Raw genomic sequence first — 25675 nt, 5'->3', positions numbered from 1 at the left:
CTAGAGTTACGGTTTAAAGCATATTTGTTAGAACTTGTGTAAGTAAACAGATTATAAACAAAAAAGATATACCGATGGAACTAGCAAAAAATGAAAAAGATTATATAAAAATATATGAGGAAAAGGGTTACGATGCGAACTTTAGAGTTGAAAATAATAAGCTTATAAATAATGAAACGAAGGAAGCTTATACTCCAGAGGATGTTAATATTGTAGCAGAGCATCGTTATGAAGGGATGAGTGACCCTTCGGATTCATCTATACTGTATGTGCTTGAAACTAATAAAAATGAAAAGGGCACTTTTTTAATGGGCTACGGCCCTAGTGCAGCCCTAGAAGTTGCTGAATTCTTTAAGGACATCCCTAAGTCCAATATTTCAAACAAAGCGAATATTAATAATTAAGCGGTTTGATAGATTATTAACTCTAGATTAGTAGCAATCTGGTATGATACTCACCTTGGTTTTTTAAAATTGAGGTGGGTATTTTTTTTGTTTAAAAGTTACAAAGTTACAAAGTTACAAAGTTACAAAGTAGCAAAGAGACAAAGAGACAAAGTTATAGAGTTAAAAAGAAGCAAAGTTATGTGGTTACATAGCTTTAACGGGTGTATCTATGATCGTATTACCATGAAACTTCCGCGTTAGGGATAGTAGTGGAAATCCTTTTTTGAGGTACGAGAAAAAGATTGCAACGGATAGCCCGACCCTTGTGGTAACGCCCACCAATAGATGAATTGAGATATTGGCGATTTTCGTACATTTGTTATTTCGTAGATTTTAGGTTAAAAAAGAAGGTTTTAAATATTAATTAGCCTTGTTTTTTGACTTTGTATTGATTCGTATACAAAAAAGCCGTTTTTAGGAATTTTTCGTATATCTTTCGTAAACGAAACGCTAACATATAAAGCACGAGATTTAAATGACATTTTTTGTAAAGTATGATTTTAATACCTTGTGTAAAACGTTCCTAGAAACCCATTTAAATGCTTTAGGAATTTCATACACATTGCATAGCATTAACGAGATCTCAATTGAAGAGGAATTGTCACACGAGAAACAAGCAGCTCTTATAGATGCTTTAAAAAAGTGTGGTGTTGGTATTGAAACCGATAAAAAGTCGACTTTGGTAGATCGTATAAAAAACGTGGTTGATGGTATGCTGCGAGACTCGTCGCAAACTTCGGGAACACTTTCTACTTATTTGTCTGAAACCTTACATTATTCCTACGCGCATTTATCGGCTGTTTTTTCTGAAAGCACGTATACGTCTATTGAAAATTATGCGATTTTAAGACGTGTAGATTTGGTGAAGGAGTATTTGTGTAACACGGATTTAACCCTTACCGAAATTGCCTTTAAACTCGATTATAGTAGTGTGGCTCATTTATCGGGCCAGTTTAAAAAAACAACAGGCTTAACACCTAGTGCTTTTAAGCGTATTATGAATAAGAAACAAACGCAAAACACTTAAATATTTATAAGTAATCCATGAGTACATCCCTTTTAAACATAGCGTTGGCAGACGATGACGACGATGACAGAATGTTATTTAGTGAAGCTATTGAAGAAATCGCCATACAAACTAAATTGATGCTGTTTAACCATGGGCAAGAGCTAATGGATTATTTAACACAGCCGAAAATAGAATTGCCAAACTTGATATTTTTAGACTTGAACATGCCTATAAAAAACGGTATGCAATGTTTAAAGGAGATTCGTAATAATCCCGTTTTAAAGGATTTGTGTGTGGCTATTTATTCGACATCTTCCTCGGAAGTTGATATAGAAGAAACTTTTTTAAATGGGGCAAATATTTATGTGAATAAGCCCAATAACTATAGTAAATTGCGAGAAGCAATAGAGAAAGTACTGCAACTAAATTGGCAGTACCATACGTCCAACCTAAATAAAGATACCTTTTTATTTCGTATTTAAATTCTATGGATTTTAAACGCGTATATACTTCCACCAAAACTTATATCATATTATTGATTGGAGCCCTCGCTCTGCTTTTATTTACGGCTAGTACGGCATACAAGCAAATCATGCGTATGCAAGAATCTGCCGATATGGTGGCGCAAACCTTAAAGGTTTACAACGCTATTGGAAGTCTTGCCGAACATTATTCGCAAGCCGATTCTGATGAGTTTCGTGAGGCTCTGTTGGAGGATGCTTATCTAAGTCATGCACTTAAAAATTACAAAGCCGAAGGACGTTTAGTTTTAGATAGTTTAAAAATATTAACCCAAGATAATCATTTACAACAAGCCAGGTTGCAACCTATGGAGGCTTTGTTGAATAAAATGAACAACCAGCTTCTTGTTTTGGACACCCTTAATATTGAAGATGAAGCCGAATTTTTTAAAGCTAAAGAGGCCCAAAAACTTGAAATTAATAAAACGATAAGTAACATTCGTTTGCTTAAAAATCAAGTGCTGCAAAATGAAAAGTACCTGATGCAGGAACGGCAGGCCGATTATGAATCACATAAGTTTTTAGCACCATTAACCTCTTTAATCTTAGCTTTTTTAGCACTATTTATTTGTGTTCTAACCTTTACAAGAATTTATAAAAATAAGCTTAGGATCAGGCAATCTGAGGCCTTTTTAAAAAATATACTAGCGACTACAGATAACATTATAAATTATTTTGAACCTATTTTTAATGCCAACGAACAGGTTGAAGACTTTAAAATTGTTTATGCTAACGATTGTAATCGAGATTATTTAGGCATAGATCCCGAAGCTATTATAGGAAAAAGGGTTTCTGAGGTTTTTCCGTTTTTCTATGTTGATGGTAAGTTTGACGAACTTTTACAAGTTTATAATGAGCAAACTAAAATCGACTTTGAAAGAAAGGTTTTTATTGATGAAAAAAACATGTGGTTTAGCTGTTTTGCAACGCCCTTAACAGAAGGTGTTTTGTTAACAGCAAGAAACACGACTCTCGAAAAAGAGGCCGATGCGGCACAGGAGATCTTTAAAAAACGTTTAGAAAGTCAGAATTTAGAATTATTAGATAGTCGCGCATTTTTAGGGAATATTTTTAAGAGTATTTCCCACATCGTGATGCATTTTAAAAGTATTCGAGATGCTGAAAATAATATTGTAGACTTCGAGATTCTATTTGTTAACGAACGTATCAATCCGGTTACAGGAGATTTACCAGAGGATATTAAAAATAAAAAGGTTTCTGAGGTATATCCTTCCATTTTTGAAACGGGAATTTTTAAACATTTAAAAGAAGCTATTGAAACGAATAAGCCCATGTTTTATGAAGTGCCTTATAATGGTAACGATTACGCACAATGGTTTAGCGCTACCGCTATTAAGTTGGGCGATGGGGTTACGGTAACCCTTAGGGATATTACCGAAGAAAAGAAAAAGTCGGATGAGTTAAAACAGGTTAATGAAACGCTTGTTATTCAGAATTCCATATTGTCGGATGCCGAAAGTTTGGCTAAAATTGGTAGTTTTATTTGGGATATGGGTAGTGATTCCTCGGAACTCTCCGATAATTTTTATGCTATGCTTGGTTGTGAGGCTAATGAGTTTAAGTCTTCTCTAGTGCGGTATAAAGATTTTATTCATCCAGATGATGTAGAACTCTATGAAAAACGAGGGGCTGAAATTGTTTCTGAATTAAAGGCTTCCGAACATACGTACCGTGTTATTACCAAGCAAGGCGAAGTGAAACATTTTAAAACCAACGGACAGTTTGTTATTAAAAATGACAAAAAGGTTATGATTGGTGTGGTTCAGGATGTTACCGAAAGTATAGAAGCTGAAGAACGTTTGGTAAAAAGTAACCTGCGATTAAAGCAAAGTAATGCCGAATTGGAATCGTTTAACCGTGTGGCGAGTCACGATTTACAAGAACCTTTACGTAAAATACAACTGTTTATTTCACGTATTGAGGATCGGGAAGGTGACCATTTTTCAGAAAAGGGAAGATTTTATTTTGAAAAGGTGGTTAGCGGTGTAAAACGCATGGAATCCTTAATTAAAAACTTGTTAGCCTATTCTAGAATCGATAGCAGTAAGAGTAATTTTGAAAAAATCGATTTAAACGAGATTCTCGAAAAAGTTGAAGACGATTTAGCCACCCGAATACATGATGCCAACGCCGAGATTGTTGTTGATAAACTTCCACAGGTAAAAGCAGTGGTTTTTCAAATGGAACAACTGTTTACCAATTTAATTTCTAATGCCTTAAAATATAGAAGTCTAACGGATGAGCCAAAACTTGAAATACGCTATAAGAAAGTAAAAGCGTCCAAGTTACCAGGTCATGTGTTAAAAGTAAAAAAGCGTTATCATAAAATATCATTTATAGATAATGGCATTGGTTTCGATGCAGAACATGCCGAAAAAATCTTTGAAGTTTTTCAGCGCCTTCATCAAAAGACAGAATATTCAGGAAATGGCATCGGCCTGGCCATCTGCAAGAAAATTGTAGAAAACCATAATGGCTTTATTCGCGCTAAAGGCGAATCTGGTGTAGGTGCGACCTTTATTATTTACTTACCGTTTTAAAAGTTTAGTAGATTAGCTTTTCTTAGAGAGCTATCCTTCCTTATTAATCATCACATTTTATAAATACATGCTTTTATGGTTATAAGGGCCATTGAGGGACTATATGTCTTAGTCTTAAGGTATACTTTCAGAAACTTTAGGTTTCCATAATATAAAGGTATAATTACTTACACAGGGCGTTCTACAGGTTTAATCCTGCTCTTTCAATACCTTTCAACGTCTTTTTTAACTCTTTTTAACACAAAATTCACTCGAATCCGAAAGTTGTATAACACAATCCAAAAGTTGCATAACAGATAAGCTTCTCTTCCTAGCGATCTTTGTCATGTAGGTTTTTGGTAAGTCTACATAATTAAAAATTTAAATACATAAGATTATGGAAGGGACTTTAAAAACAACAAAACAATTTGCCAGAGTTGGTAAATCGTGGCCGAGTACCGGGTTTATGAAAACACATTTTCTAAAAAAAATTCTAGAGAGAATAAACAGAAATCACAGTGCTCGAATTGAAAAATAAGACTAAAAATTTAAAAGTAATATCATGTTTAGAGCAACAGCATTTTTAATCATTTTGTGTTTATTCGTTTGGGCAGTAGGCTTCTTTGTCTACGGTCTGGGTGTAGAAATTCATTTGTTATTATTGGCTGCCGTTGTTATTGCTTCAATTAGAGTACTTAGAAATTAAAAAAAACAAACTTAAAATATCATATTATGAAAACCACACATTTAAATACCACGACAATAGATGCGATGTTTAATCAATTGAAACTTAGTTTTGGAGGTTCGGTTGTAAAAAACGCTAAAGAGTATATTTTAGAAACAAATAGTGACATTGCTTCAGGAAAAATTCAAGGAATCGCCTTGGCTGGAGGTATCTCGTTTGTTGAATTTGATATGACGTTTCCAGAAGATGTTACCATTTCAATAAGCACACCAAATAAAAATCCTATTTATTTTGCCTACTGTTCAGAGGGGCAATTAGAGCATAGTTTTGGTGCAGGGCAGCCTACTGTGAGTTTAGAAAGTTTTCAAACAGGTATTATCGCTAGTCCTTCAGGAGATGAAAACCTATTACATTTTAAGAAAGATAAGCGTTTAAAAGTGGCCTTGATTACGGTTCAAACGACTAAACAAGCACAAAATTCTAATAAAGAAGGCTTAAAAGGCAAGCTTTATAAAACGTTCTATAAAGATGAGGCTGTAGAGAATTTTGTTTATGTAGGTTCTCAAAATTTAAAAATTGCTGAAAAAATTCAACAAATTAATGCCATTAAGCAAGAAGGTATCGTAAAAACCTTGCTAATTCAAGGTTTGGTTCATGTTATTTTAGCTCTTGAAATACAACAACATACTGAGGATTTAAGAAATGAAGACAAACAATTAGGTACATTAACGACTAGAGAAATGGAAGCTATAAGAGAAGCTTCAGCTTATATTGATAAGAATTTTGATAGTCAGATTTCAATTTCAATGCTGTGTTCAGATTTCGGAATTTCACCATCAAAACTTCAAGAAGGTTTTAAATTGATGCATGGTAAAACCGTTACCGATCATATTAGAACCGTTCGTGTGCAAAAAGCTGAAGACTATCTGAAAAATACAGATATGAATATTTCAGAAGTGGTTTACAGCATCGGTTTTTCAAGTAGAAGTTACTTCTCTAAAATTTTTAAAGAAAGCTATAACTGTAGTCCTAGCGAATACAAAATGGCACAACGTGATATGCCTATTTCGGCATAAACCAAACGATATATATTTTAAGTAAAAACCACGCCTTAATGGCGTGGTTTTTTATTGCATAAGTATTATTGGCGTGGCTTTAATAAATATAAAGTCTAAAGGACAATGTTGGTTGATATGCCTTAGGGAAAAAAGAGGACTGCCATAAAAGTCGGTTCGCGTCTATCTGAATTTATTTCAGATTCTCATAATCATTGGATTTCAATATTATGAGAATCTCTGTTGCTCACAGATGGCAATTGTTTAAATCTTTAAAAGAAGAACCCTTTGCTAAATTAAATAACTAAAAAAGGTTCTCCATAAAATGAAGAACCTTAATTTAGTAACTGAATTATTTGGTTTTTAAATTAGAATTCAGCTTCAATTTCAAGTCTTAATTTTTATATAAACCTCTCATCCTCGGTAGTTGATGAGGTTGTAGGGTTTTCTCCACTTTGCTTTTTTTCTAACCCAGCCGAATCGACACCAAAAAAGGTTAATATGTCCGATCGATGCTGTATTTGCTTAACTTCTTTACCAAGAACCGCAATAGGTTTTTGTAATAACTCGGGTTTGTTGTTTAGAATTTTAAGCCAGTCTTCGGCATGAAAATTTTCGGAGTCTCCGAAATTATCATCTTCAATGGATAAAAGTTTTTTGAAAGGCATATTTAACTGCTCGCAAAGTTCTATCCATATGGTGTCACCTATTTTTTCGTTGCTAATATCAATAGCTTCAAACTTTTTGTCTATCCCTTGAATATAACCTAAAACCTGTTTTCCTAGGTGTGATTTAGAGCTGTATATATAAGTAAGTTGGTTTTTATCTCTTGCTAAAATCGACATATTTTTCATGATTTTTATTTTAAGTTTCAGATTTGTATTACTAAAAGTGGCTAGGTTTTTAGTGCTTTTGTTTCCATTTTTAAAGCGACAGCACTAATGCATCAGGACCCATTTTATTTTCCTCCTCTTGCTGGGTAGTCATTTTCGGTAACAAAATCAATGGCTTTTAAAATATCGTTCCATTGCGGTCTGGCGAAGGGCATGGTTTGAATAGAACTCGCATATAACGTGAAATCTGGGCGAATTATAAATAATCCTGGCTCAGAAAACTGCTCTGGTTCTTTATCTGAAATGGCTTCAGAAATAAATAAATCCCATGACCTTGCCTTCTTAATGGGTAGGTTATATGCAATACGTAACTTTGAAAGCCCCCATTCTTCGGCTGCTTTTTTAGCGCGTTTTTCACTATCGCAACTCACAGCTATCAGGTTTACACCTCGATCGCTAAATTTTTCATAATCTTCTTCTAAAGCCTTAAGTTGTATTTTACAAACGGGGCAGTGTAGACCTCTATAAAAAACTAAAATGGTGAAGTTTTCACTTTTTTCAGATTTTAAATCCCATGAGGATCCATTGGTTAGAGGTAAACTTAATTCTGGTACTTCTGTTTTTGGAATTATCATATCAATTTTTTTTTGTGATTTATAATGGTGCTCAGGATATGGCTGTCTGGAATATTAGTTTAGATGCCATATTGAGCTTGGTGAAACTTCTTTATAGGCAACATGCCATGGAAGGTTTCAACAAGCTCAACTTGACAACTAATTAATTAGGTGTCCTAGACGGCCTTAAGATTATTGGCTACTTTTTATTTTGTTGTTCCTTAATGGTTTTCTTATTAATATCAAAAGTGTTGTTTTTTATATCGGTATTACCATTAGGGTTGGTAGGATGTTTTTGCTCTATTTTACTTTTAAATTTCTTTTTGTCTTTTATATCTCCCATGATTTTAGGTTTTTAAGTTATTAATCAAATGACATCACTTTGATGTAAGTGTAAATTACAATTTTAGAGTGCTTTCCTTTAGCGCTTATAAAAAGATCCTTAACTCAAACGCGGCGGTATTGTAAAGTGTTAAAAATGAGTTTGATGTCGTTAATTATTTGTGTTTTAGAGCAAAGGTGCTTTGCCTGAAAGGTTTAGATTTAAACAGGCTCTTTAATCGAAAGTTTAAAAAGAAAGAGTCAATTACTAGAGTATGAATTTAAACCTTAGAAATTATGGTACGTAGCTATGAAAATTGTATTGAAGCTTGCCAAGCATGCTTAATCGAGTGTCAAAAATGCCTTTCGGAAATGATGGGTAAAGCAAGTGATAATGATTGTCCAACCTGTTGTATGCTTTGCATTGAAGCCTGTATGGTTTGTATAAAATTTATGATTTCAGATTCGGTATTTGTTAAGAAATATAGCCGCTTATGTGCGGAGGTATGCGAATGGTGTGCCGAGCAATGCGCTCAACACGAGCATGAGCATTGTCAAAAATGTGCTGAGGCTTGTGTTAAATGTGCACAAGAATGTAGAGTGCATATGGTATAATTACTTAAATATGATTAGATTTATATCAGTTACATTATTATCTTTTTTTAATTTAGAAATGATTCACCTATTGCGCGACTTCTCTCAAACTTATAAAACTTCAGGCATCAGGTCTGTGTGTTTTAGTGGAATTCACCTCAAGCTGAAATCATTATTAATTTTTATCATTCTTACCTGTACAGTAACCCGTTCTATGTCTCAAAACCTTAAACACACCATACCAAATAGTATTGCCAAAGAAGTTAGTAAAGCTTTGTCTTTTTATCCAGAACTCAGTGATGTTGCCATCACGTTTAAGTTCAAAAAAAATATTAAAAAATCGACCATGCAGGCTCAGCCGGTGTTTGGTAGCTTTTTTAAAAGTAGAAAAAACCGTTCTTACTTAGTACGAATTAGTGAAAGAATAAAGATTGCCGATCGCGAGTTTAAAACTGAAGACATTCCTGAAGACGTTATGGTGGGTTGGATAGGTCATGAATTGGGGCATATTATGGATTATCAGAATATGAGTAATTCCCAACTCATGTGGTTTGGTGTAAATTATTTATTGTCTGATAAGCACATTGTTGAAGCCGAGCGCGCGGCCGATACCTTTGCTGTTTCACATGGTATGGCCGATTATATTGTGGCTACAAAAAACTTCATTTTAAACCATGCAGATATCGATAATACTTATAAACTAAGAATTAAGAAATATTACCTCTCACCCGAAGAAATCATGGAAATGGTTGAAGAAAAAACCAAAGAAAAGGAAGAAACAGAACAAGAGGCCAGTTAATGGCCTTTTGCAAAGTCTTCCCATGCTTCAAATTTTTCTTCATTCATTACGCGCTCCATTTTTACTTGTCCACCTTTTTTCTTGTTAGAACCACTCCACTCGTGAAAAACAGCTGGCTTTACAACAGTCACTTTAACACCTTTTAGAGCTTTAGATCGAGCAACTTTATAATTCTTATTGGCTTCCGCAAGAAAGTCATCTAGGTATTTAGCGATTTGTTCGGTATCGGGATTGTCCATTTCAGAACCCAAATACCAGCAGTGATAAAATTCATCATTAATACGTTTAGCCGCTAGGGTGTATTCTGGAATTTTTACATCCAACTTTTCTTCCAAATATTGCACCGCATCATCCATTTTGTTTACAGAAAGCTGAGATCCCACGGTATTCAGGAAGAATTTTGTGCGTCCCGTGATAACAATTTCGTGTTTTTCAAGATTCGTAAATGCTATGGTGTCGCCAATTAAATAGCGCCAAGCACCACTTACTGTAGATATAATGAGCACATAATCTTGATCTAACTCAACATCGGCAATACTTAAACAAGGGGCACTTTCTTTAATAGAACCATCTTGGTTCACGTACTCTGGTTTGAATGGTACAAACTCGAAGTAAATGCCGTTGTCAACAATAAGTTTCATTGCCTTAGTGTCTGGACGTTCTTGATAGGCAATAAAACCTTCAGAAGCTAAATAGGTATCAATAACAGTAATGGGTTTTTCTAACAAGGCATTAAAACTTTTTTCATAAGGCCCGAAAGCAACGCCACCCGAAGTATAAACCTGTAAGTTTGGCCAGACATCGTGAATGGTCTTAGCGTTATGGTATTTAATAACCTCTGATAACATGAGCTCTAGCCATGAAGGAATTCCGCTTAAAGCGCCAATATCCCAGTTTTTAGCATTTTTGGCAATATGGCTAACCCGTTCATCCCAGTCGTCTATTTTTGCAATTTTTTCTCCAGGTTTGTAGTAACCTCTAAACCAATCGGGAATTCTGCTTGCGCTAATACCGCTAATTTCACCTTCCAGGTGTTCCTTGTTCTGATTTAAATCGGTAGAGCTACCCAGCATCATAATTTCTTTTTCAAAAAACTCGGCGGGCAAATCAAAATTACTAAGCGCAAAAACCTGTTTGATTCCGGCTTGTTGTATGGCTTCAATCATATCGTCGGTTACAGGAATGCGTTTGCTTGTTTTTCCTGTAGTTCCTGAGCTTAACGCGAAATAATCTGGTTTTCCTGGCCAGGTAATATCACTTTCGCCTTCTACGAGTTTATGCCACCACTCTTCACTCATTTTATTATAATCGTGAAAGGGAATATTTTCAGAAAAGGCCTGTTCAGGATTTTCACTGTCCAGAATATCTTGAAATTTATAGTGTTTACCAAAGGCTGTGTTTTTAGCTTTTTCAAGTAAATCTTTGAGTACTTTTTGTTGTTCTTCAACAGCATTGGTTTCAAAAGTTATCGCTTCTTTTAAATTGATAACCCCTTTAATAATATTACCTATAATAGCCATGTTGTTTTCTTTTAAGATTAGCTTATTATTTAATGTATACTGTTTTTTTGTTGGTAAATGCCAAAAGGCCTTCTTTTGAAAGTTCGCGTCCGTAACCAGAATTTTTAGTGCCACCAAAAGGCAATCGCGGGTCCGATTTAACCATTTCATTGATAAAAAAGGCTCCATCTTCAATATGGATGATGTTTTTCTTAGCATCCTCTATATTTTCGGTAAAAATCATTGTGCCTAAGCCAAAACTGGTGTCACTAACCATCTCGTAAGCTGCTTCTTGGTTGTCAACTTTAATAACAGCAGCTACAGGGCCAAAAGTCTCTTCCTTAAAAACAGGCATATCTGCGGTGACTTCTGTAATTATGGTAGGTTGGTAATAAGCGCCATTTCTATGGTTTCCAAAATAAACTTTGGCGCCCTTTTCAACCGATCTTTTTATTTGGTCTTCAAGTGTGTCGGCAAAATCAACTTTAGCTAAAGTGCTTATTTGCGTTGTGTCTAACAGCGGATCGCCATGTTTTATGGTTTTAATTTTTGCTGTGAACTTTTCAATAAAATCATCGTAAATACCACTTTCAACAATAAATCGTTTCGCTGCTATGCAGCTTTGCCCTGCATTTTGCATACGGGCATTGACCATGGTGTCTAAGTGTTTGTCTAAATCGGCGTCATTTAAAACCACGCAGGCATTATTTCCGCCTAACTCTAAAACGAGTTTTTTGAGTTGTGAACCAGCGATTTCGGCAATTTTTCGACCAGCAGCTTCACTTCCAGTTAGCGAGACGGCTTTTATAATGTCATTTTTAATAAGGTTTTCAATCGTATCGTGATTGGCTAAAACTGTAGTGAAACAGCCTTTAGGATAGCCTGCTTCTTCAAAAATATCTTGAATAACTAAGGCGCAACCGGTAACATTAGAAGCGTGTTTTAAAATGGCGGTGTTTCCAGCTGTTAGGGTTGGAAGGGCAAAACGAAAGGCTTGCCAAAAAGGGTAATTCCATGGCATTACGCCTAAAATAACACCTAAGGGGTCGTAAGATACAAAACTCTCTTGAGCTTCAGTTTCAATAAGCTCGTCGGCTAATAAATCTTCAGCGTTTTTAGCGTAGAATTCACATAATAAAATGCATTTTTCAATTTCAGAATGACTCTCCTTAATAGGTTTGCCCATTTCTGTAGTAATCAGTTTGGCGTACTTATCACGATGCTCCCATAAATTGTCGGCCACTTTATTTAATAAACGGGCTTTTTTAGAAAGCTTTACGGTTTTCCATTTATGAAACCTTTCTTGAGCTTGTTCTAAAATGTCTGCTATGGTTTGCTCAGAGAAATAATCGTAAGACTTTATAATATCGTTGGTATAGGGGTTTGTTGTTGTAATGGCTTTTTTCATCTGGAATTCCTTTTCAAAATTGAAGTCTAAATATAGGTATTTATAAGGGTGGAGTTTAACGTTATAATTAAAAAAGTGAACGATTTTAAATGTTTTCAAAGCAGCTCATATTCTATTGAATTGCGTTAATAAAGCTTTAGCGATGTCTTTAAATTTGTGATAGTAACAATTAATATTAACCTTTAAATTTTATGAATATGAATAATAATGAGAGTACAGCATTAGGAATTATTGCAGGAACCTTAGTAGGAGCAGCTGTAGGTGTGTTGTTTGCGCCAGATAAAGGAAGTAAAACAAGACAAATGATAGCTGACGAAGCTGTTACTGCAAAAACTAAACTTGAAGCCGAATTGGCCGCAGCGAAAGATGTTATTGCTAAAACAACGGTAGATTTAAAAGACCGTGTTCTGACTAATACATCGGCTAAAAAACAGACTTTAGAGGAGCAGGTTGATGCTATTGTTTCAGATGTAACTCATAAAGCCGATGATGTAATAGGCACTTTGGAAAAGAAACTTACAGAGTTAAAAGCTAAAAATAAAAAGTTGCAAAAAACATCATAATATATTATGGGATTGATAGACGCTATAAATGAAACTAATAATAAGGCTGTGAACTTGGGGGAACGTTATGCGGAATCCTCATACAAATACTATCGATTAAAAGTTTTTAAGCATTTTTCTATGTCAGTTAGTCTGATGCTTAAAGTGCTTTTTATTGGGTGTTTATGTGGGATTTTTGCAATACTTAGCGCCGTAAGTTTGGCCTTGTATATCGGTGAGGTTATCGAGAGTTATCCCTTGGGATTCATTATTGTAGCCTTGGGTTTTATGGTTTTATCAATCCTAGCTTTTCTATTTCGACGGGTCATCAATCACTTGGTAGTTCGCAAATTATCGGAGTTTTTCTTTGATTAACCTTCGATTAAATACTAGACACTAAAATTAGCTAATCTTTTAAACCTTTATAAATGAGACGATATAAGGATATGAAACATGTAGATCAGGAGTTGAAAATTTTAAAATTACAACGGGCTATTGCATGGGAGGAAATTAAAGGCTTAAAGGAAGACTATAAAGAAGATTTTAAATTAGAACACTGGTTGCATACGGCACTTCGTTTAGGAGGTCAGTATGGACTCGTGCTTTTATTTAAAAAAATAATGAATAGGTAAAGCTTTCTAGGTAACTCTGTAATTTCCTCTGAAATAATAAAAACTTCTTCAATCCATTAAAACTTAAAAACATGACAACCATATTTGAAGCCTTAAGAAAAGACCACGATACCCAACGAAATTTATTGGAGCGTTTGGTGGCCACCTCTGGCGACACCGAGTCAAGAGATGTGATATTTAAACAGTTGAAACACGAATTGGATATGCATGCCAATGCGGAAGAACGTCACTTCTACAAGCCTTTAATTAGTAGCGATAAAATGCAAGAAAAAGCCAGACACGGTATTGCAGAACATCATGAAATTGATGAGTTAATTGAAGCTTTAGAGGAAACAGACTATACGTCGTCAGCTTGGTTAAAAATAGCAAAAGACTTAAAGCATAAAGTGGAACACCATTTAGAAGATGAAGAGCATGCTTTTTTTCAATTAGCAGGAAAGGTGTTTACAGAAAAACAAAAAACAGAGCTGGCAAAAGATTACCAAGCCTATATGGCTGAAAATGTTTAAAGTTTCCCGAATTAGATCAAAAATATTGAAGACTGTCTAGAACGTTTAGTTTTAGAAAGTCTTTTTTTATTTAAAAGGATTAATAGTTCGTTTTATTGGGTTAATGGGTTGATTTTCTATGGTTTAATTTTGATATGTGACAGGTGAATAACATGATGTGTTTAAGCCTAAAAGAGAAAAAATTAAACTAAAATCAAAATTATTATGAGCACTTACACAGAAAAAGTTAGCGATAAGCTAAATGATTTATTAGAGAAAACTTATGATGCTGAAAAAGGTTTTAAAACAGCTGCAGAAAATGTTGAAAACCCAGCATTAAAAAATTATTTCACGAAAAAATCTGATGAACGCTATAGTTTCGGGCACGCTTTAAAAACCGAAATCAAATCCTACGGTGGCGATGTCGATAAAGGCGGTAGTGTTACAGGAACCGCACACCGTGTTTGGATGGATATAAAAGATTTTCTTAGTCTGGATAGTGAAGAAGCCATGCTAGAAGAAGCTATTCGAGGAGAACGTGCGGCGGTTGAGGAATATCAGGAAGCGCTTAACGATATGTCTATACCGTCTAGCACAAAATCACTTCTGTTAAATCAAAAGAAACAAATTGAAAACGATTTGTCAAACATCAAAACACTAGAAGATTTGAGGTAATCTTTTAGCTTATTAGTTCCGAAAACTAATTTTAAGAGCTGTCGAATTTATCGGCAGCTCTTTTTTGTTTAAAACAGTTCATTATAAAATGTATTGAGAACATCAGTACTGTATAAGAGTTTTATCTTTGAATCGGTTGGTTAGTATGAAAAGACCTTGGCTAAATTCTTTAAAGCCGGGGTCTTTTTTTTTTGTCTGAAACCCAGTGAAAACCCAGGAAATAATCACTTGTTTTAGGGGTGAAAATATTTTCATCAATCATTAAAATTTTATCATTTTCAAATGTTTTTATTTATACATTTAGTTATGATAATCTTACACGGTTAAAAACAAATAAGACACGGTATGTCGTTATCAGAAAGGGGCCTTTAAACTAATTTTGTTAGTAGGTAAAATGATAAAACGATGAAACTTTTTATGGGTGATTTAATTGGGGTGGAAGATCCCGTTAAATTTTTAATGTGGTTTTTTATAGTGTTAATGACTGTTTTTTTCTTGTTTTTGGTGACTCAAAAATCTGGAAAGAAACGAGGAATAAGGCATATTCGTGAAAAAAAAGCATCTCCTTTAATCTTTTCTACGCTTCTAATTGGAGCTATTATTATAGGGAGTATTACGGCTTTGGAGGTAAATAGCCAGAATGAATCTGGTCAAATTGTGAGAACTGCCGAAGAGATTGAGGCTATTGAGAGTTTAGAGCATATCGGTCACGAAAATTCACACTACCTTTTTGGAATTGATATTTCACACTACCAAGGTGAGATAAAATGGCATGAGGTTAAAGGGTCAGATCATCCTGTAGAGTTTGTGTTTATTCGTTCAACGATGGGTAAGGATGGAAAGGATACTCATTATCACAAAAACTGGGATGATGCTAAGGAGCATGACTTTGTTCGAGGAGCTTATCATTATTATCGTCCGAATGAAGATTCTACCGAGCAATTTCAAAATTTCGCAGAAACGGTTTCTTTAGTAGATGGTGATTTCCCACCAATATTAGACATCGAAGAGCGAAGTAAGTTTGGTGATAAGAAATTGAGAGAAGGTGTTTTAAATTGGTTGCATTTGGCGGAAGCTAAGTACGGTATCAAACCTGTAGTTTATACAGGGAAACATTTTTATGATACGCATTTAAAAGGGTATATTGAAGATTATCCTTTATGGATTGCAGCATACTCAGGAAAAGGTAGGGTGAGTGATGTAAACTGGACCTTCCATCAGTTTTCTGAAACGGTTAAAATTCCAGGTATCGATACGCATGTCGATGGTAATAGTTTTAATCTTAGTATGGATGATTTAAAAAGTATGTGCTTAGGCGAGCAAGACCACTCTAAGAAATACTGGAAACCATATAAAATTAAATAGAAATAAAAAAAGCCCTGAAAATATTTTCAGGGCTTTTACTTGTGTGGTACCTCCAGTACCACAATATGTTGTTTTATGGGATTTGATAAATTTTAATAACATCTTTAATTGTAGTAAATATAAGGGTTTTAAATGTAAGTGAATTTAATTAGCCTATATAAATTTAAAAATGTCGTCCCTAATGTTGTCCCTTTTAGTTATCTTTGTGAAAAGATTTCTTCAATGATTCAATCCAGACGAACTAAGGGAGCTGAACCAGTATTTAGACTTAAAGCATCCACCAGACCAGAGAAGCCAATATTCCTTGATTATTCATATGGAAGAAAGAAGCGGTTTAAGTATTCTATAGGTTATTCAGTCAATCCAGACTATTGGGTTGGAGACAAAGGAAGAGTTAAAAATGTTCGTGCAGTTGCTAATGCAACAATTATAAATGATAGAATTGATGATTTAACTCGTACACTAAAAGAATTTATAAGGAATTGTGATTCTAATCAGATTCCTTTGACTAACCCTATTATGAAAGCGTGTTTAGATGATTTTAGAAATGAAGAGGAAGAAGTTATTGAAGAGCAGGAAAGCGAAATAAAAACATTAATCCCATTTATTGAAAAGCATATTAAACAAAAGGAAAAGGAACTCCCTAAACCTAAAACAGGACATAAAAATGCTACGATACAATCTTATGAACAGACTTTAGGTCATTTAAAGGGTTTTGAAAAAGAGTTTGAATGTGTTTTAAGTTTTGACTTAGACAGGGAATTCTATTCTGATTTTATTGAATATATGAATTTGAAAACATATCAATTTAGTAAAACGGAGAAAAGGCATTATTCGCTCAACACGATAGGGAAACAAATCAAAAATCTCAAAGTTCTTATGGGAGCAGCTTTAGCGGATGAATATCATACTAATTTGAAATATAAGAGGTTCAAGGTTCATACTGAAGAAACTAAAGCAATTCATTTGGAAATTGATGAACTCAAAAGAATATATGAATTGGATTTAAGTAAAACGCCTCATTTAGAGTTAGCAAGAGATGTTTTTATTATTGGCTGTGAGATTGGTCAGCGTATCAGTGATTATCATAATTTGCGAGAACATGAAATTGAGATTCGTGAAAACGAAAGATATATAAAGATTAGACAAGAGAAAACGGATAAGACGGTTTGGTGTAAAATTACGCCTGTAATTGAAGCCATTATGAATGAAAGATATGAAGGTAAGTTGCCTCCGAAAATTACTGAACAAAAGCTTAATGATTATATTAAAATAGTTGGCGAAAAAGCTAAAATCGATAAAAAAATTAAAGTTGAAATTACTAGGGGAGGGAAGCGTAAGGAAAGAAAAATAACTAAGCATCAATTAATAATGGGTCATACAGCTAGAAGAACATTTTGTACTCTAAAATTTAAGGCAGGAGTTCCTGTTCATTCTATTATGGAACTTAGTGGACATTCTACGCTTAAGGAATTCATGAAGTATATTCGTAATCCCAAGGTAGAAAGAGCTTCTCAAATAACTTCCACGGAGGCATTTCAGAATTCTTGTATTCCTGTATAAAATTTTCTAAAATTCATAAGCGAATAATAATCAAAAAAGGACTAAATATTAGTTCTTTTTTTGTTTGTTTTTTTGAGTCAATTAGTAAAACTAGAATAATCAATAAATAGTTAACATGTTTATTCTTACAAACTGTTTTTGAATTAGTTAATGCATTGTTTATATGTTAAAAGGATTAGTTAATTCAATGTCTATTCCATATTAGTTAATCTGAGAATCTTCTTAACTAACTAAAAAACAAGTAATTATGAGCTTTTTAGTTAAATTGAATTAGTTAATTTAAAATGCTGATTGTCAATTTGTTAAAGTCTTCAAAGTGGTTGTTTTTAGCATTTAAAAATATTAATTATGTCTTCAAGTTATTAGTGCACAATTAACTTTTTAAGGTTTAGAAAAATTCTGAACTATTTGTTCAACATTTAAAAAGTAAATATTATGAGTAATAAGAAGCATATTTTTCAAATGACTACTGAGGAGTTTTTTGAAGTATTTAGAAAAGAGATATTGTCCCTTATAGAAAAGAAGGATTCTATTGTTCAAAAGAATCCAAGAGAAGATAAGGAGTATTTTACTAGAGAAGAGGCAAAGGACTTATTAAAGGTCAGTTATGCAACATTATGGAAGTATAATAAAAATGGTGTTTTACGAGCTACAAAAATTGGTAGTAAGGTATACTATAAAAGAAAGGATATTGATGATGCAATGGAAGGAGGTTGTTATGTTTAATTACTTTAACAATGTAAAAAGCCCTCAAGTATTAGGAGAGATAGAAATGGAAGAGTTTTTGGAAAGAATTGTCAGTCCAAACTCGAAAGTATTGGACGTCATATTTAGAGCAAGGGAACTATACCAGAATGCTAGTAAAGAACAATATAATATTATTAAAACTACTGAACTACCTTGCTACACGCTTAACTTTTGTTACGATAAGTACAAGAAGGACTCAAACATAAAAGCACCTTCTGGCTACATCTATATCGACATAGATGATTGTACCAATATTGATTTGACTAATAAGCTAATATGTGCTTCTTGGAAGTCTTTATCTAATACTGGGATGGGTATCCTGGTGAAAGTGGATAAACTAAGCTTAAATAACTTTAAATCGAGTTATATAGCTATATCAAATGCATTAAACATTTACTCCGATGTTTATGCAGGTAAAGCATCTCAATTTAATGCACAAAGCTATGACCCAAATCTATACTATAATGAAAATTCTATTGTGTGGGATACTAGTACAACCAATGTTGGTATTGATAAAAACACCCCCATTACGTATTCATACAAAAAAAAGAAGGAGAAGGATGTGAACGAATTGGGTGTAAATTTAAGATATGACAATTTAGGGGATATTGAATTCAACAATCAACCATTCTTGGTTTTTGAGAAGGAAAAGTTAAAATATGCATCATTTTATATTCCTTATAGAATTTATGAAGGCTCTCGAAATAATATTATTTCATTGCTTGCGCATCAGAGCTATGCTTTAAATCCTTCTCAATCGGAAGAAAGATTTAGAAGTTTAATTTATCGAATTAATAGAAGTAGGTGCGATATACCACTTCCAGACAAAGAAGTAGAAATCATTATTCAGAGAACTTTAAATAATAAGGATATAGAGCCTATTCTTAACAAAGAACGAAGGATTGCTTTTAATCCAGAAATTAAATTATCAAAAAAAGTTAAGCACAAAGTGATAGGTTCTGTAGTTGGTAAGATTAAAAGCAAGAATTCCATTAGGAAAATAGAGGAAGGAATTAATGGTTGGGATTCGAAAGTTGACGGTAAAATATCTCAATTGAGACTTGCAAAAAAACTTGGCATGAGTAAAAATACCGTTAATAAATATTATCGTCACTTTGATAAAAAAATCAAAAGCTTAAAAATAGCATATAAAGCTCTTAAGTAGGGTATAAATAACAACTACAAAGCATCAGGAACGCTTTTAGCGTACCAACCTAGCACAAAAGCAAAGGTGGTTTAGAATGCGGACTTCGTCAAAAAAATGACCAATCCTATCAATTTCTTGTCCTGATGCTCTAAAAATAAAAACATTGCTAATTAGAGTGTTAGCATTTAAAAACTTAATAAAATGACAAGAGAAACACTAATTTCAGAATTAATTGGCACCTTACAAGACGTATTAAATTTTGTAGACTTACAAGAGGAAAAAGCAAAAGGAATATTTGCTGAAAATCAACTAGATTTGGTTGATGAAATTTGGTTTAGTTATCCCAATTTTAAAGAAAAGACTCTAGAAGAGCTACAAGATTGGTTTGAGCAGCTTGAAGAGATGCATTATATGTATTAGTTGTATGAATTTTGCAACAATTAGAGAAAGGTGAGAAAGATAACTTAAATTAGGTAATAAGTAAGCTTTTATTATAGAACAAAACTATTTATCATACTTAGCCTGAAGATTTGAGTTGTCTTTCCTATCTGTAATAGAATAAAGTCAAATTGTTAGAAGTGGTAAATAATCTTGGTTTGTCTTTTCTGCCATTTTGTTACTTATACTGGATAATTAAAGTGTGAAATATTAGTTAATGTGATTTCATTGGCATATTATCCAGAAATTTTTTAACCAATATAAAATAGGCTAATCCAATATTCATTTTAGAATCTATTTCATTAATTTCTAAAAATGATTTTAAATGATGAGCATAACAGCCTGAAATATGCATCAAAGGAAGCGTAGGGATACCTTCATGATATCTGCGTTGCTCAGTCATTATATTACGTGTTAAGGTAATTCCTTTTGACTTTGTCAATTGTTTATATGTGTCTGCTCCTAAAGTAATTATCAAATCAGGTTCTATAAGTTTAATCTCGTTAAAAAGCATTTTTGTAATCTGTGGAAATTCCTTAGTCTTTTTATTATAGTAATTATAGCTTTTATATGCTTTTAAACCTTTTGAAAAAAAAGTTTTATACACATCAGTTAGATAAATGAAATTATTCTCTGCTAAATGGTTAATAAAAGTTTTAAAACTAGATTTTTTATTAGCATGATAGGCAAATGGCGAACTCAATAACACGTGATTGTAAGTGTTCGCACCAGCTTTCTTAAAAGCATTTTCATCTCTCAATGGGTCGATTCCTATAATCATTATTTTATTTTGGGAGTTTTCAAAGTCACCTTCCCAATAAGGCAAATCAACTCCTAATAAACCCGTGCCTTTGGGGATTAATTCGTCACTTATAAGTGAATTTCTGTGTAGCGTGGTAATTGGGAGTCCATCAATTTCTATTTCACTAGCTTTTTCTCCTTTTTGCCATGCGCTATAAATAGAATCAAGTTGCTCTTTTGGTGTTTTTATAACATTCGTGCTTAACAACTCAATTATTGAATTTTGTAATTTGCTGTTTTTCATTTTAGGTAATCTGTTTTAATCTTATTTAGTTCAAACCATCAACCTCTCAAGCCTATCCTTTGTAGTCTTCCAATCTGGATAAACCTTTTCTAAAAGCGTGTAAAAAGCAGTACTATGGTTCAAATATTTAAGATGACAAAGTTCATGCATGATTACATATTCAATGCACTTTTTAGGTGTTTTAATAAGTTCTAGATTAAGATGTATTTTTCCGTTTTTATCACAGCTTCCCCAGCGTTTCTTCATCCATCTGTAAGTTAATTGAGGTTCTTGCTCATAAAAGCCTTTTGAGATAGGTTTAAGCTCATTAAACAACTGATTGAAGTGTAGTTCAGCTTTCTCTTTATACCATCGTTTTAAAACATCCTGAATAGCATTTTTATCATCTAAGTTATCTATATAAATATGAATGTAGCCTCCAGCCAATTTTACTGATTCATTTTTAGCTAAATGTAGCTTTAATCTATACTGCCTTCCTAAATATAGATGGGTCTCTCCGCTTATAAATTTACGCTCTGGTGTTAACGGATGAAAGGATAAAAAGAAGTCCTGTTGCTTAATAATCCATGAAGCTTTATGTTTAACCTTTTCTCTTACCTTTTCAATTGAACTTTCATGTGGCGCTGAAACATTTACAGATTTATCAGGGTATACTTTTATTCCTAAAGTTTTACGTTCTGCAAACTCTAAATTATAGTCTATTAATGTATTACCGTATTGTATCTGGTCTTTCATAAACTACTTATATTTCAATATGGCTACTTTCATACATTCATCAATCAAATGGTCTATTTTTGCCCAATCCGTGTCCAAGTCAAATTTCTTTAAAAGCTCATATAAGGCATCTCCTAAATCAATATTTATTTTTCCTGTAACATCATTGTTTTTATGCCATTCAATAATTTTATTGCCATTTATATAAATATGCTCTTTAACCATGTTATCGATAGCCAAACTTACTTCAATATGAAATGGTGTTTTAAGTAATTCAGTATCTTCATATACCGATTTACTAAAGTTGTAAAAAGCTAATGCTGCATCATTGTTTGCCAATTCTTCTGGAGCATCTTCAGACCTTCCATGTAAGAGCTTATCTTCATATTCTTTAGCACGTTTTAAAAATTCGGCTTCGGAAATTCGCTTTAAATAATACTCTTCAATAGTCTCTTTAATTAAGTCTGCAAGCTTTTTATAATATACTGGATCTTCTTGCATCTTAACATTAATCGCCTTAATTGTTCGGCTTGCAATGTGGTCTGCTTGTGCTGACTTTCCAGTGATTTTTTCTATTTCAGCTTCCCTTTCCTCTTTATCAAAAATATTAACCAATTCGGTTACTTTCATGATTTCACCTTCTGTAGAAATATGCTTATTGATTAATTTCTGTATTTGAGGCTCAAACTCTTTATATGATAAATCATCATTGTAACGTCTCTTAACATCAACACGAAGTTTCAAAAAGAATTTTGCATCTCTTTTGTACATATCAACTTTCTTAGCATCCGTATTATTAACAAAATCGACTGATGACAAAGCCATCTTCAATAAGCGAGCAAAATGACTTAACTTCTCATAAAAATTATTTCTAACATCTTCAGGCGATAGTAACTCCTCATAAGCTGTTGTTTCCAGATTTTTGTCTTTGAGTGTTTTGAAAATATCCCAAAGCTCAGAATGCGCTTGAGGTAGTTTTTTTACTTCTTCATTTAGATTGGTCAAGGTTCCTTCCAATTCAGACTCATCAAATTCAGCTAATCCAGAATATGTGCTTAATGCATTATCCAAATTCTCTAAATTACCATAGTAATCAATGATGTAACCATAATCTTTCCCTGGGAACACCCTGTTTACTCTCGCAACTGCTTGTAATAATGTGTGTTCTTTTAAAGACCTACATAGGTACAATACGGTATTATTTGGTGCATCAAAACCTGTTAATAATTTAGCAACCACTATAAGTATTTCTGGGTGTTCACGTTTTTTGAACTGTGTGATAATGCTCTTCTCAAATCGTTTCAAATCACCATACTTATCAATCATAGCATCAAAATAAGCATCCTCTCTCTCCTTTTCTTCATTTACATTATAAAAACCATCCTCAGTGCCTTCACGAGGGTCTGATTGGGTGACTACAACTTCAGAAGTTACTATACCAATTTCATCCAAAAACTGCTTGTATAATAAGGCGGTTTTAATACTTGGTGCTACCAACTGAGCTTTAGGCTTATACTTATCACCTTCAGTTTGAAAGAAACTCCTATAATGCTCTGAAATATCCCAAGCTCTAGCATAGATAACCTTTTCGGTTTTATTAAGCTCATTAATAGTATTGAACTTTCTCTTTAGGTTTGCTTTACCATAATCTGAAAGTGGTTCAGATAATTTATCAAAATACCTGTTAATTGGGTCTTCATCTACTGTAATTAAATTGTGCCTGCCTTCATACAAAAGCGGAACTACAGCACCATCCTCAACCGCATCCTTAACCGTGTAAGGAAGTCCTATATAGCCTCCAAACTTATGCGCAGTACTTTTTTCCTTTTTCATTAAAGGTGTCCCTGTAAAGGCTAAAAAACAAGCATTTGGGAATACACGTTGCATACTTACATTAAAACTACCGTATTGAGTACGGTGCCCTTCGTCAATCATCACAAAAATATCTGGTGATAAAAATGGATTTTTGCATTGTTTTACAGCTGCCTCAAACTTGTTAATGATTGTTGTAATAATCGCATCACTTTTATCATTTAAAAGCTCTGTTAAATGAGAGCCTGTTTTGGCTTGCTTAACTTCTTTCTGGCATTTCTTGAAAGTATCTGATATCTGGTCATCTAAATCAATCCTATCAGTTACAAGAAGTATTTTTGGGTTTGATATTTCTGGACTCGATGCAATCATTTGAGCTAGCATGACCATGGTTAGAGATTTTCCGCTTCCTTGAGTGTGCCAAATAACACCGCCTTGTCGCCTTCCTGCATTATCAAAACGAGTAACACGATTTAAGGTATCATTAACTGCAAAGAACTGCTGGTATCTTGCAACCTTTTTAATCCCTTCATCATAAATTGTAAAGTTTCTTATTATGTCTATAATGCGCTCTGGTCTGCATAAACTATACAATAACTCATCTTGTTTAGTTAATAGTCTATCTTCTTGCTCTAGACCATCGAAATAGCGTCTTGCATAATTAAATCCGTTTGTTCTGTCTGCAAATAAATCATCTTTTACAGATTCCTTTAATGGCTTGTTTTTTAAAGCATTTAATTCCTTCCAATAATTTGATTCTGCTTGTTTAGTAGCAAACTGTTCTTTCCATTTCGCCCAGAACTCTTTACTAGTTCCTGTTGTGGCATAACTTCCGTCATTAGTTGCAATGCTTAGTAATAAATTAGAGTATATATAGAGAGACCTAATTCCCTTTTTACCAAAGTTTCTTATGTGTTGCTCAATCGCTAATTCAGTTGGCGATTTAGTACCTTTTAACGATGGGCTTTTACACTCAATAATTACAGTAGGAATTCCATTTATAAATAGCAACACATCAGGTCTATAAGTGTCTGTTCTTCCAGTTCGTAAAACAGCATATTCTTCTGTTACATGGTACACATTATTTTCAGGATTCTTCCAATCTATGTATTGTAATGTGTGACTCTTTTTATCACCATCAATACTTTGTTCCATTGCCTTGCCTAATGTGATTAAGTCGTAAAATGCAGCATTGGCATTTAAAAAACCCTCATGTATAGGTAAGTCTTTTAAAGATATAACTGCCGAATTAATGTTAGCATCTGAAAACTCATAAACCTGTCCTTTACGTTTAATGCTATTTATTTCTTTAAGCTGTTTCTTTAGAATATTTTCAAATAGAACATGCGACTTTTTGCCACCTCTCCATTCTAAAGCTTTTTCTGGTGACACATACTCGTACCCCATATTAACCAACAATTGAATTGCTGGAATTTGAGATATATGGTCTTCTAAAAATGATGGTGTTTTGCTCACGACACGTTAATATTTTGGTGTTATTTTTGTTTATAACTTGTTAAAAACTATTAATTTATTTGCTTTATAGCTAAAATATCATAAATTTGCTCCGCTCATCTTACCGAATATAGGAAGACAGAGTTTCGAGGCTCGATACAACAAGATTTGTACCGAGCCTTGCGGTTTTAATAGAGTTCATCAAGTTTTTGTTTCATTTTCTTTTTCATCTGCTTTAAGCCGTATTTCTTGTTTAAATAGTAGGCAGTTATCAAATAGTAGTCTTTGTTCGAGTTCTGTGGTTCCAACACGATGACATACTTTTCGGTTACATTAAGAATATAGGTTCTAACTAGATCCTTACGCTTTCTTTGGTCTCTTTCCTCTACAGAAAAACAATGAACTTCATCTTTAATTTTTGCTTCTATATGGGGTATTAACCAGTGTAAACGGTGCGCTCTATCTTTTTCAAACTCCCTGCGTTTAATCTCCTTCCCATTTTCATCAGTCTCATAAATATCTTCTGTAATCAGGTGAGTAAATACGTTGCCTAAATCTATTTCACCATCCAATTTTGTTGGTCTAATGACTTTATTATTGAACAGGAATTTGTCGTTTTCGGTTATGTCTCTATCAAAAATGGCTCTTAACGATGCTTTTCTTGCGTACTCATTAAGATGCATAATCTCTAATAGCTGTGGATATTTTTTAATTTGATTATGAGGCAT

Annotated in this window: 27 protein-coding genes and 1 riboswitch; of the genes, 18 read left to right on the top strand and 9 right to left on the bottom strand. The window is 33.5% G+C overall.

Features of this window, described 5'->3' with window-relative positions:
* Positions 1-74 precede the first annotated feature (74 nt).
* From A6I66_RS13420 to A6I66_RS13400, 6 genes are all read left to right on the top strand, one after another.
* The gene (locus A6I66_RS13420; RefSeq protein ID WP_067150315.1) at positions 75-404 is read left to right on the top strand and encodes a hypothetical protein; all 330 of its coding nucleotides are present in this window, start codon (positions 75-77) and stop codon (positions 402-404) included.
* 517 nt (positions 405-921) lie between these two features.
* Positions 922-1473: a helix-turn-helix domain-containing protein gene (locus A6I66_RS13415; RefSeq protein ID WP_067150312.1), complete on the top strand. Its 552-nt coding sequence runs from the start codon at positions 922-924 to the stop codon at positions 1471-1473.
* Positions 1474-1490: 17 nt separating this feature from the next.
* Entirely contained in the window at positions 1491-1937 is a 447-nt protein-coding gene (locus tag A6I66_RS13410; protein ID WP_067150309.1) for a response regulator, read from the top strand.
* Positions 1938-1942: 5 nt separating this feature from the next.
* Positions 1943-4537 (top strand): ATP-binding protein, encoded by a 2595-nt coding sequence (locus A6I66_RS13405; RefSeq protein ID WP_067150307.1) that lies wholly within the window; start codon positions 1943-1945, stop codon positions 4535-4537.
* A 541-nt stretch (positions 4538-5078) separates the two neighbouring features.
* Positions 5079-5222: a lmo0937 family membrane protein gene (locus tag A6I66_RS17120; protein WP_157614219.1), complete on the top strand. Its 144-nt coding sequence runs from the start codon at positions 5079-5081 to the stop codon at positions 5220-5222.
* A 26-nt stretch (positions 5223-5248) separates the two neighbouring features.
* A complete protein-coding gene (locus tag A6I66_RS13400; RefSeq protein WP_067150304.1) occupies positions 5249-6277 on the top strand; it encodes a helix-turn-helix domain-containing protein in 1029 nt (342 codons plus the stop codon).
* A 380-nt stretch (positions 6278-6657) separates the two neighbouring features.
* Here the strand turns inward: A6I66_RS13400 and A6I66_RS13395 are convergent, their stop codons facing one another.
* From A6I66_RS13395 to A6I66_RS16785, 3 genes are all read right to left on the bottom strand, one after another.
* Entirely contained in the window at positions 6658-7110 is a 453-nt protein-coding gene (locus A6I66_RS13395; protein ID WP_067150301.1) for an arsenate reductase family protein, read from the bottom strand.
* Between the two features lie 104 nt (positions 7111-7214).
* Positions 7215-7724, bottom strand: coding sequence for a peroxiredoxin-like family protein (locus A6I66_RS13390; protein WP_067150298.1), 510 nt, complete (start codon positions 7722-7724; stop codon positions 7215-7217).
* Between the two features lie 178 nt (positions 7725-7902).
* Positions 7903-8046 (bottom strand): hypothetical protein, encoded by a 144-nt coding sequence (locus A6I66_RS16785; RefSeq protein ID WP_169815734.1) that lies wholly within the window; start codon positions 8044-8046, stop codon positions 7903-7905.
* A 275-nt stretch (positions 8047-8321) separates the two neighbouring features.
* Here A6I66_RS16785 and A6I66_RS17115 point away from each other — a divergent pair, with 275 nt between their 5' ends.
* Both A6I66_RS17115 and A6I66_RS13380 read left to right on the top strand, forming a co-directional pair.
* Positions 8322-8639: a four-helix bundle copper-binding protein gene (locus tag A6I66_RS17115; protein ID WP_067150296.1), complete on the top strand. Its 318-nt coding sequence runs from the start codon at positions 8322-8324 to the stop codon at positions 8637-8639.
* Between the two features lie 10 nt (positions 8640-8649).
* On the top strand, positions 8650-9417 hold the full coding sequence (locus A6I66_RS13380; RefSeq protein WP_317047692.1) for a hypothetical protein: 768 nt from the start codon (positions 8650-8652) through the stop codon (positions 9415-9417).
* Here A6I66_RS13380 and A6I66_RS13375 read toward each other — a convergent pair.
* Together A6I66_RS13375 and A6I66_RS13370 are read right to left on the bottom strand one after the other, a co-directional pair.
* On the bottom strand, positions 9414-10937 hold the full coding sequence (locus A6I66_RS13375; RefSeq protein WP_067150560.1) for a GH3 family domain-containing protein: 1524 nt from the start codon (positions 10935-10937) through the stop codon (positions 9414-9416). The two genes, A6I66_RS13380 and A6I66_RS13375, sit on opposite strands and share 4 nt — an antisense overlap.
* A gap of 25 nt (positions 10938-10962) precedes the next feature.
* Positions 10963-12324 (bottom strand): NAD-dependent succinate-semialdehyde dehydrogenase, encoded by a 1362-nt coding sequence (locus A6I66_RS13370; protein WP_067150291.1) that lies wholly within the window; start codon positions 12322-12324, stop codon positions 10963-10965.
* Positions 12325-12515: 191 nt separating this feature from the next.
* On the opposite strand from A6I66_RS13370, the gene A6I66_RS13365 reads away from it, so the two are divergent.
* The 10 genes from A6I66_RS13365 (at position 12516) to A6I66_RS13320 (ending at position 19903) form a co-directional block, all read left to right on the top strand.
* Positions 12516-12887 carry a YtxH domain-containing protein gene (locus A6I66_RS13365; protein ID WP_317047691.1) on the top strand — a complete coding sequence of 124 codons (372 nt, stop codon included), beginning with the start codon at positions 12516-12518 and terminating at the stop codon, positions 12885-12887.
* Positions 12888-12893: 6 nt separating this feature from the next.
* Positions 12894-13241, top strand: a complete 348-nt coding sequence (locus tag A6I66_RS16860; RefSeq protein ID WP_067150288.1) for a hypothetical protein — start codon at positions 12894-12896, stop codon at positions 13239-13241.
* 53 nt (positions 13242-13294) lie between these two features.
* The gene (locus A6I66_RS13355) at positions 13295-13498 is read left to right on the top strand and encodes a hypothetical protein (protein ID WP_067150285.1); all 204 of its coding nucleotides are present in this window, start codon (positions 13295-13297) and stop codon (positions 13496-13498) included.
* Positions 13499-13569: 71 nt separating this feature from the next.
* Entirely contained in the window at positions 13570-14007 is a 438-nt protein-coding gene (locus tag A6I66_RS13350) for a hemerythrin domain-containing protein (RefSeq protein ID WP_067150282.1), read from the top strand.
* A 204-nt stretch (positions 14008-14211) separates the two neighbouring features.
* Positions 14212-14661: a ferritin-like domain-containing protein gene (locus A6I66_RS13345; protein WP_067150279.1), complete on the top strand. Its 450-nt coding sequence runs from the start codon at positions 14212-14214 to the stop codon at positions 14659-14661.
* 405 nt (positions 14662-15066) lie between these two features.
* A complete protein-coding gene (locus A6I66_RS13340) occupies positions 15067-16026 on the top strand; it encodes a glycoside hydrolase family 25 protein (protein WP_067150275.1) in 960 nt (319 codons plus the stop codon).
* A gap of 222 nt (positions 16027-16248) precedes the next feature.
* Entirely contained in the window at positions 16249-17589 is a 1341-nt protein-coding gene (locus tag A6I66_RS13335; protein ID WP_067150272.1) for a site-specific integrase, read from the top strand.
* Between the two features lie 435 nt (positions 17590-18024).
* A complete protein-coding gene (locus tag A6I66_RS13330) occupies positions 18025-18315 on the top strand; it encodes a helix-turn-helix domain-containing protein (RefSeq protein ID WP_067150269.1) in 291 nt (96 codons plus the stop codon).
* Entirely contained in the window at positions 18284-19501 is a 1218-nt protein-coding gene (locus A6I66_RS13325) for a hypothetical protein (RefSeq protein ID WP_157614216.1), read from the top strand. Before A6I66_RS13330 ends, A6I66_RS13325 begins: the two co-directional genes overlap by 32 nt.
* 16 nt (positions 19502-19517) lie before the next feature.
* Positions 19518-19607: riboswitch (SAM-I-IV-variant riboswitch) on the top strand.
* A gap of 77 nt (positions 19608-19684) precedes the next feature.
* Positions 19685-19903: a hypothetical protein gene (locus tag A6I66_RS13320; protein WP_067150263.1), complete on the top strand. Its 219-nt coding sequence runs from the start codon at positions 19685-19687 to the stop codon at positions 19901-19903.
* A gap of 232 nt (positions 19904-20135) precedes the next feature.
* On the opposite strand, the gene A6I66_RS13315 is transcribed toward A6I66_RS13320, so the two are convergent.
* The 4 genes from A6I66_RS13315 to A6I66_RS13300 all read right to left on the bottom strand — a co-directional run bounded on the left by A6I66_RS13315 (position 20136) and on the right by A6I66_RS13300 (position 25675).
* Entirely contained in the window at positions 20136-20966 is an 831-nt protein-coding gene (locus tag A6I66_RS13315; RefSeq protein ID WP_067150260.1) for a uracil-DNA glycosylase family protein, read from the bottom strand.
* 30 nt (positions 20967-20996) lie between these two features.
* Positions 20997-21701, bottom strand: a complete 705-nt coding sequence (locus A6I66_RS13310; RefSeq protein WP_067150257.1) for a M48 family metallopeptidase — start codon at positions 21699-21701, stop codon at positions 20997-20999.
* Between the two features lie 3 nt (positions 21702-21704).
* Complete coding sequence (locus tag A6I66_RS13305; protein ID WP_067150255.1) at positions 21705-24968, bottom strand: type I restriction endonuclease subunit R; 3264 nt, start codon at positions 24966-24968, stop codon at positions 21705-21707.
* 167 nt (positions 24969-25135) lie between these two features.
* Positions 25136-25675, bottom strand: a complete 540-nt coding sequence (locus tag A6I66_RS13300) for a hypothetical protein (RefSeq protein ID WP_067150252.1) — start codon at positions 25673-25675, stop codon at positions 25136-25138.

It is taken from the genome of Pseudotamlana agarivorans (assembly GCF_001642835.1).
In the GTDB taxonomy this organism is placed as follows: Bacteria; Bacteroidota; Bacteroidia; order Flavobacteriales; family Flavobacteriaceae; genus Pseudotamlana; species Pseudotamlana agarivorans.
The sequence above is the reverse complement of the archived record's forward strand: the minus strand, read 5'-3'. Positions and strand labels throughout refer to the sequence as shown.

Bases quoted from the DNA above. Each gene is read 5' to 3' on its own strand.
- A6I66_RS13420 (WP_067150315.1), top strand. From the start codon at position 75: ATGGAACTAGCAAAAAATGAAAAAGATTATATAAAAATATATGAGGAA.
- A6I66_RS13415 (WP_067150312.1), top strand. From the start codon at position 922: ATGACATTTTTTGTAAAGTATGATTTTAATACCTTGTGTAAAACGTTC.
- A6I66_RS13410 (WP_067150309.1), top strand. From the start codon at position 1,491: ATGAGTACATCCCTTTTAAACATAGCGTTGGCAGACGATGACGACGAT.
- A6I66_RS13405 (WP_067150307.1), top strand. From the start codon at position 1,943: ATGGATTTTAAACGCGTATATACTTCCACCAAAACTTATATCATATTA.
- A6I66_RS17120 (WP_157614219.1), top strand. From the start codon at position 5,079: ATGTTTAGAGCAACAGCATTTTTAATCATTTTGTGTTTATTCGTTTGG.
- A6I66_RS13400 (WP_067150304.1), top strand. From the start codon at position 5,249: ATGAAAACCACACATTTAAATACCACGACAATAGATGCGATGTTTAAT.
- A6I66_RS13395 (WP_067150301.1), bottom strand. From the start codon at position 7,110: ATGAAAAATATGTCGATTTTAGCAAGAGATAAAAACCAACTTACTTAT.
- A6I66_RS13390 (WP_067150298.1), bottom strand. From the start codon at position 7,724: ATGATAATTCCAAAAACAGAAGTACCAGAATTAAGTTTACCTCTAACC.
- A6I66_RS16785 (WP_169815734.1), bottom strand. From the start codon at position 8,046: ATGGGAGATATAAAAGACAAAAAGAAATTTAAAAGTAAAATAGAGCAA.
- A6I66_RS17115 (WP_067150296.1), top strand. From the start codon at position 8,322: ATGGTACGTAGCTATGAAAATTGTATTGAAGCTTGCCAAGCATGCTTA.
- A6I66_RS13380 (WP_317047692.1), top strand. From the start codon at position 8,650: ATGATTAGATTTATATCAGTTACATTATTATCTTTTTTTAATTTAGAA.
- A6I66_RS13375 (WP_067150560.1), bottom strand. From the start codon at position 10,937: ATGGCTATTATAGGTAATATTATTAAAGGGGTTATCAATTTAAAAGAA.
- A6I66_RS13370 (WP_067150291.1), bottom strand. From the start codon at position 12,324: ATGAAAAAAGCCATTACAACAACAAACCCCTATACCAACGATATTATA.
- A6I66_RS13365 (WP_317047691.1), top strand. From the start codon at position 12,516: ATGAATATGAATAATAATGAGAGTACAGCATTAGGAATTATTGCAGGA.
- A6I66_RS16860 (WP_067150288.1), top strand. From the start codon at position 12,894: ATGGGATTGATAGACGCTATAAATGAAACTAATAATAAGGCTGTGAAC.
- A6I66_RS13355 (WP_067150285.1), top strand. From the start codon at position 13,295: ATGAGACGATATAAGGATATGAAACATGTAGATCAGGAGTTGAAAATT.
- A6I66_RS13350 (WP_067150282.1), top strand. From the start codon at position 13,570: ATGACAACCATATTTGAAGCCTTAAGAAAAGACCACGATACCCAACGA.
- A6I66_RS13345 (WP_067150279.1), top strand. From the start codon at position 14,212: ATGAGCACTTACACAGAAAAAGTTAGCGATAAGCTAAATGATTTATTA.
- A6I66_RS13340 (WP_067150275.1), top strand. From the start codon at position 15,067: ATGAAACTTTTTATGGGTGATTTAATTGGGGTGGAAGATCCCGTTAAA.
- A6I66_RS13335 (WP_067150272.1), top strand. From the start codon at position 16,249: ATGATTCAATCCAGACGAACTAAGGGAGCTGAACCAGTATTTAGACTT.
- A6I66_RS13330 (WP_067150269.1), top strand. From the start codon at position 18,025: ATGAGTAATAAGAAGCATATTTTTCAAATGACTACTGAGGAGTTTTTT.
- A6I66_RS13325 (WP_157614216.1), top strand. From the start codon at position 18,284: ATGATGCAATGGAAGGAGGTTGTTATGTTTAATTACTTTAACAATGTA.
- A6I66_RS13320 (WP_067150263.1), top strand. From the start codon at position 19,685: ATGACAAGAGAAACACTAATTTCAGAATTAATTGGCACCTTACAAGAC.
- A6I66_RS13315 (WP_067150260.1), bottom strand. From the start codon at position 20,966: ATGAAAAACAGCAAATTACAAAATTCAATAATTGAGTTGTTAAGCACG.
- A6I66_RS13310 (WP_067150257.1), bottom strand. From the start codon at position 21,701: ATGAAAGACCAGATACAATACGGTAATACATTAATAGACTATAATTTA.
- A6I66_RS13300 (WP_067150252.1), bottom strand. From the start codon at position 25,675: ATGCCTCATAATCAAATTAAAAAATATCCACAGCTATTAGAGATTATG.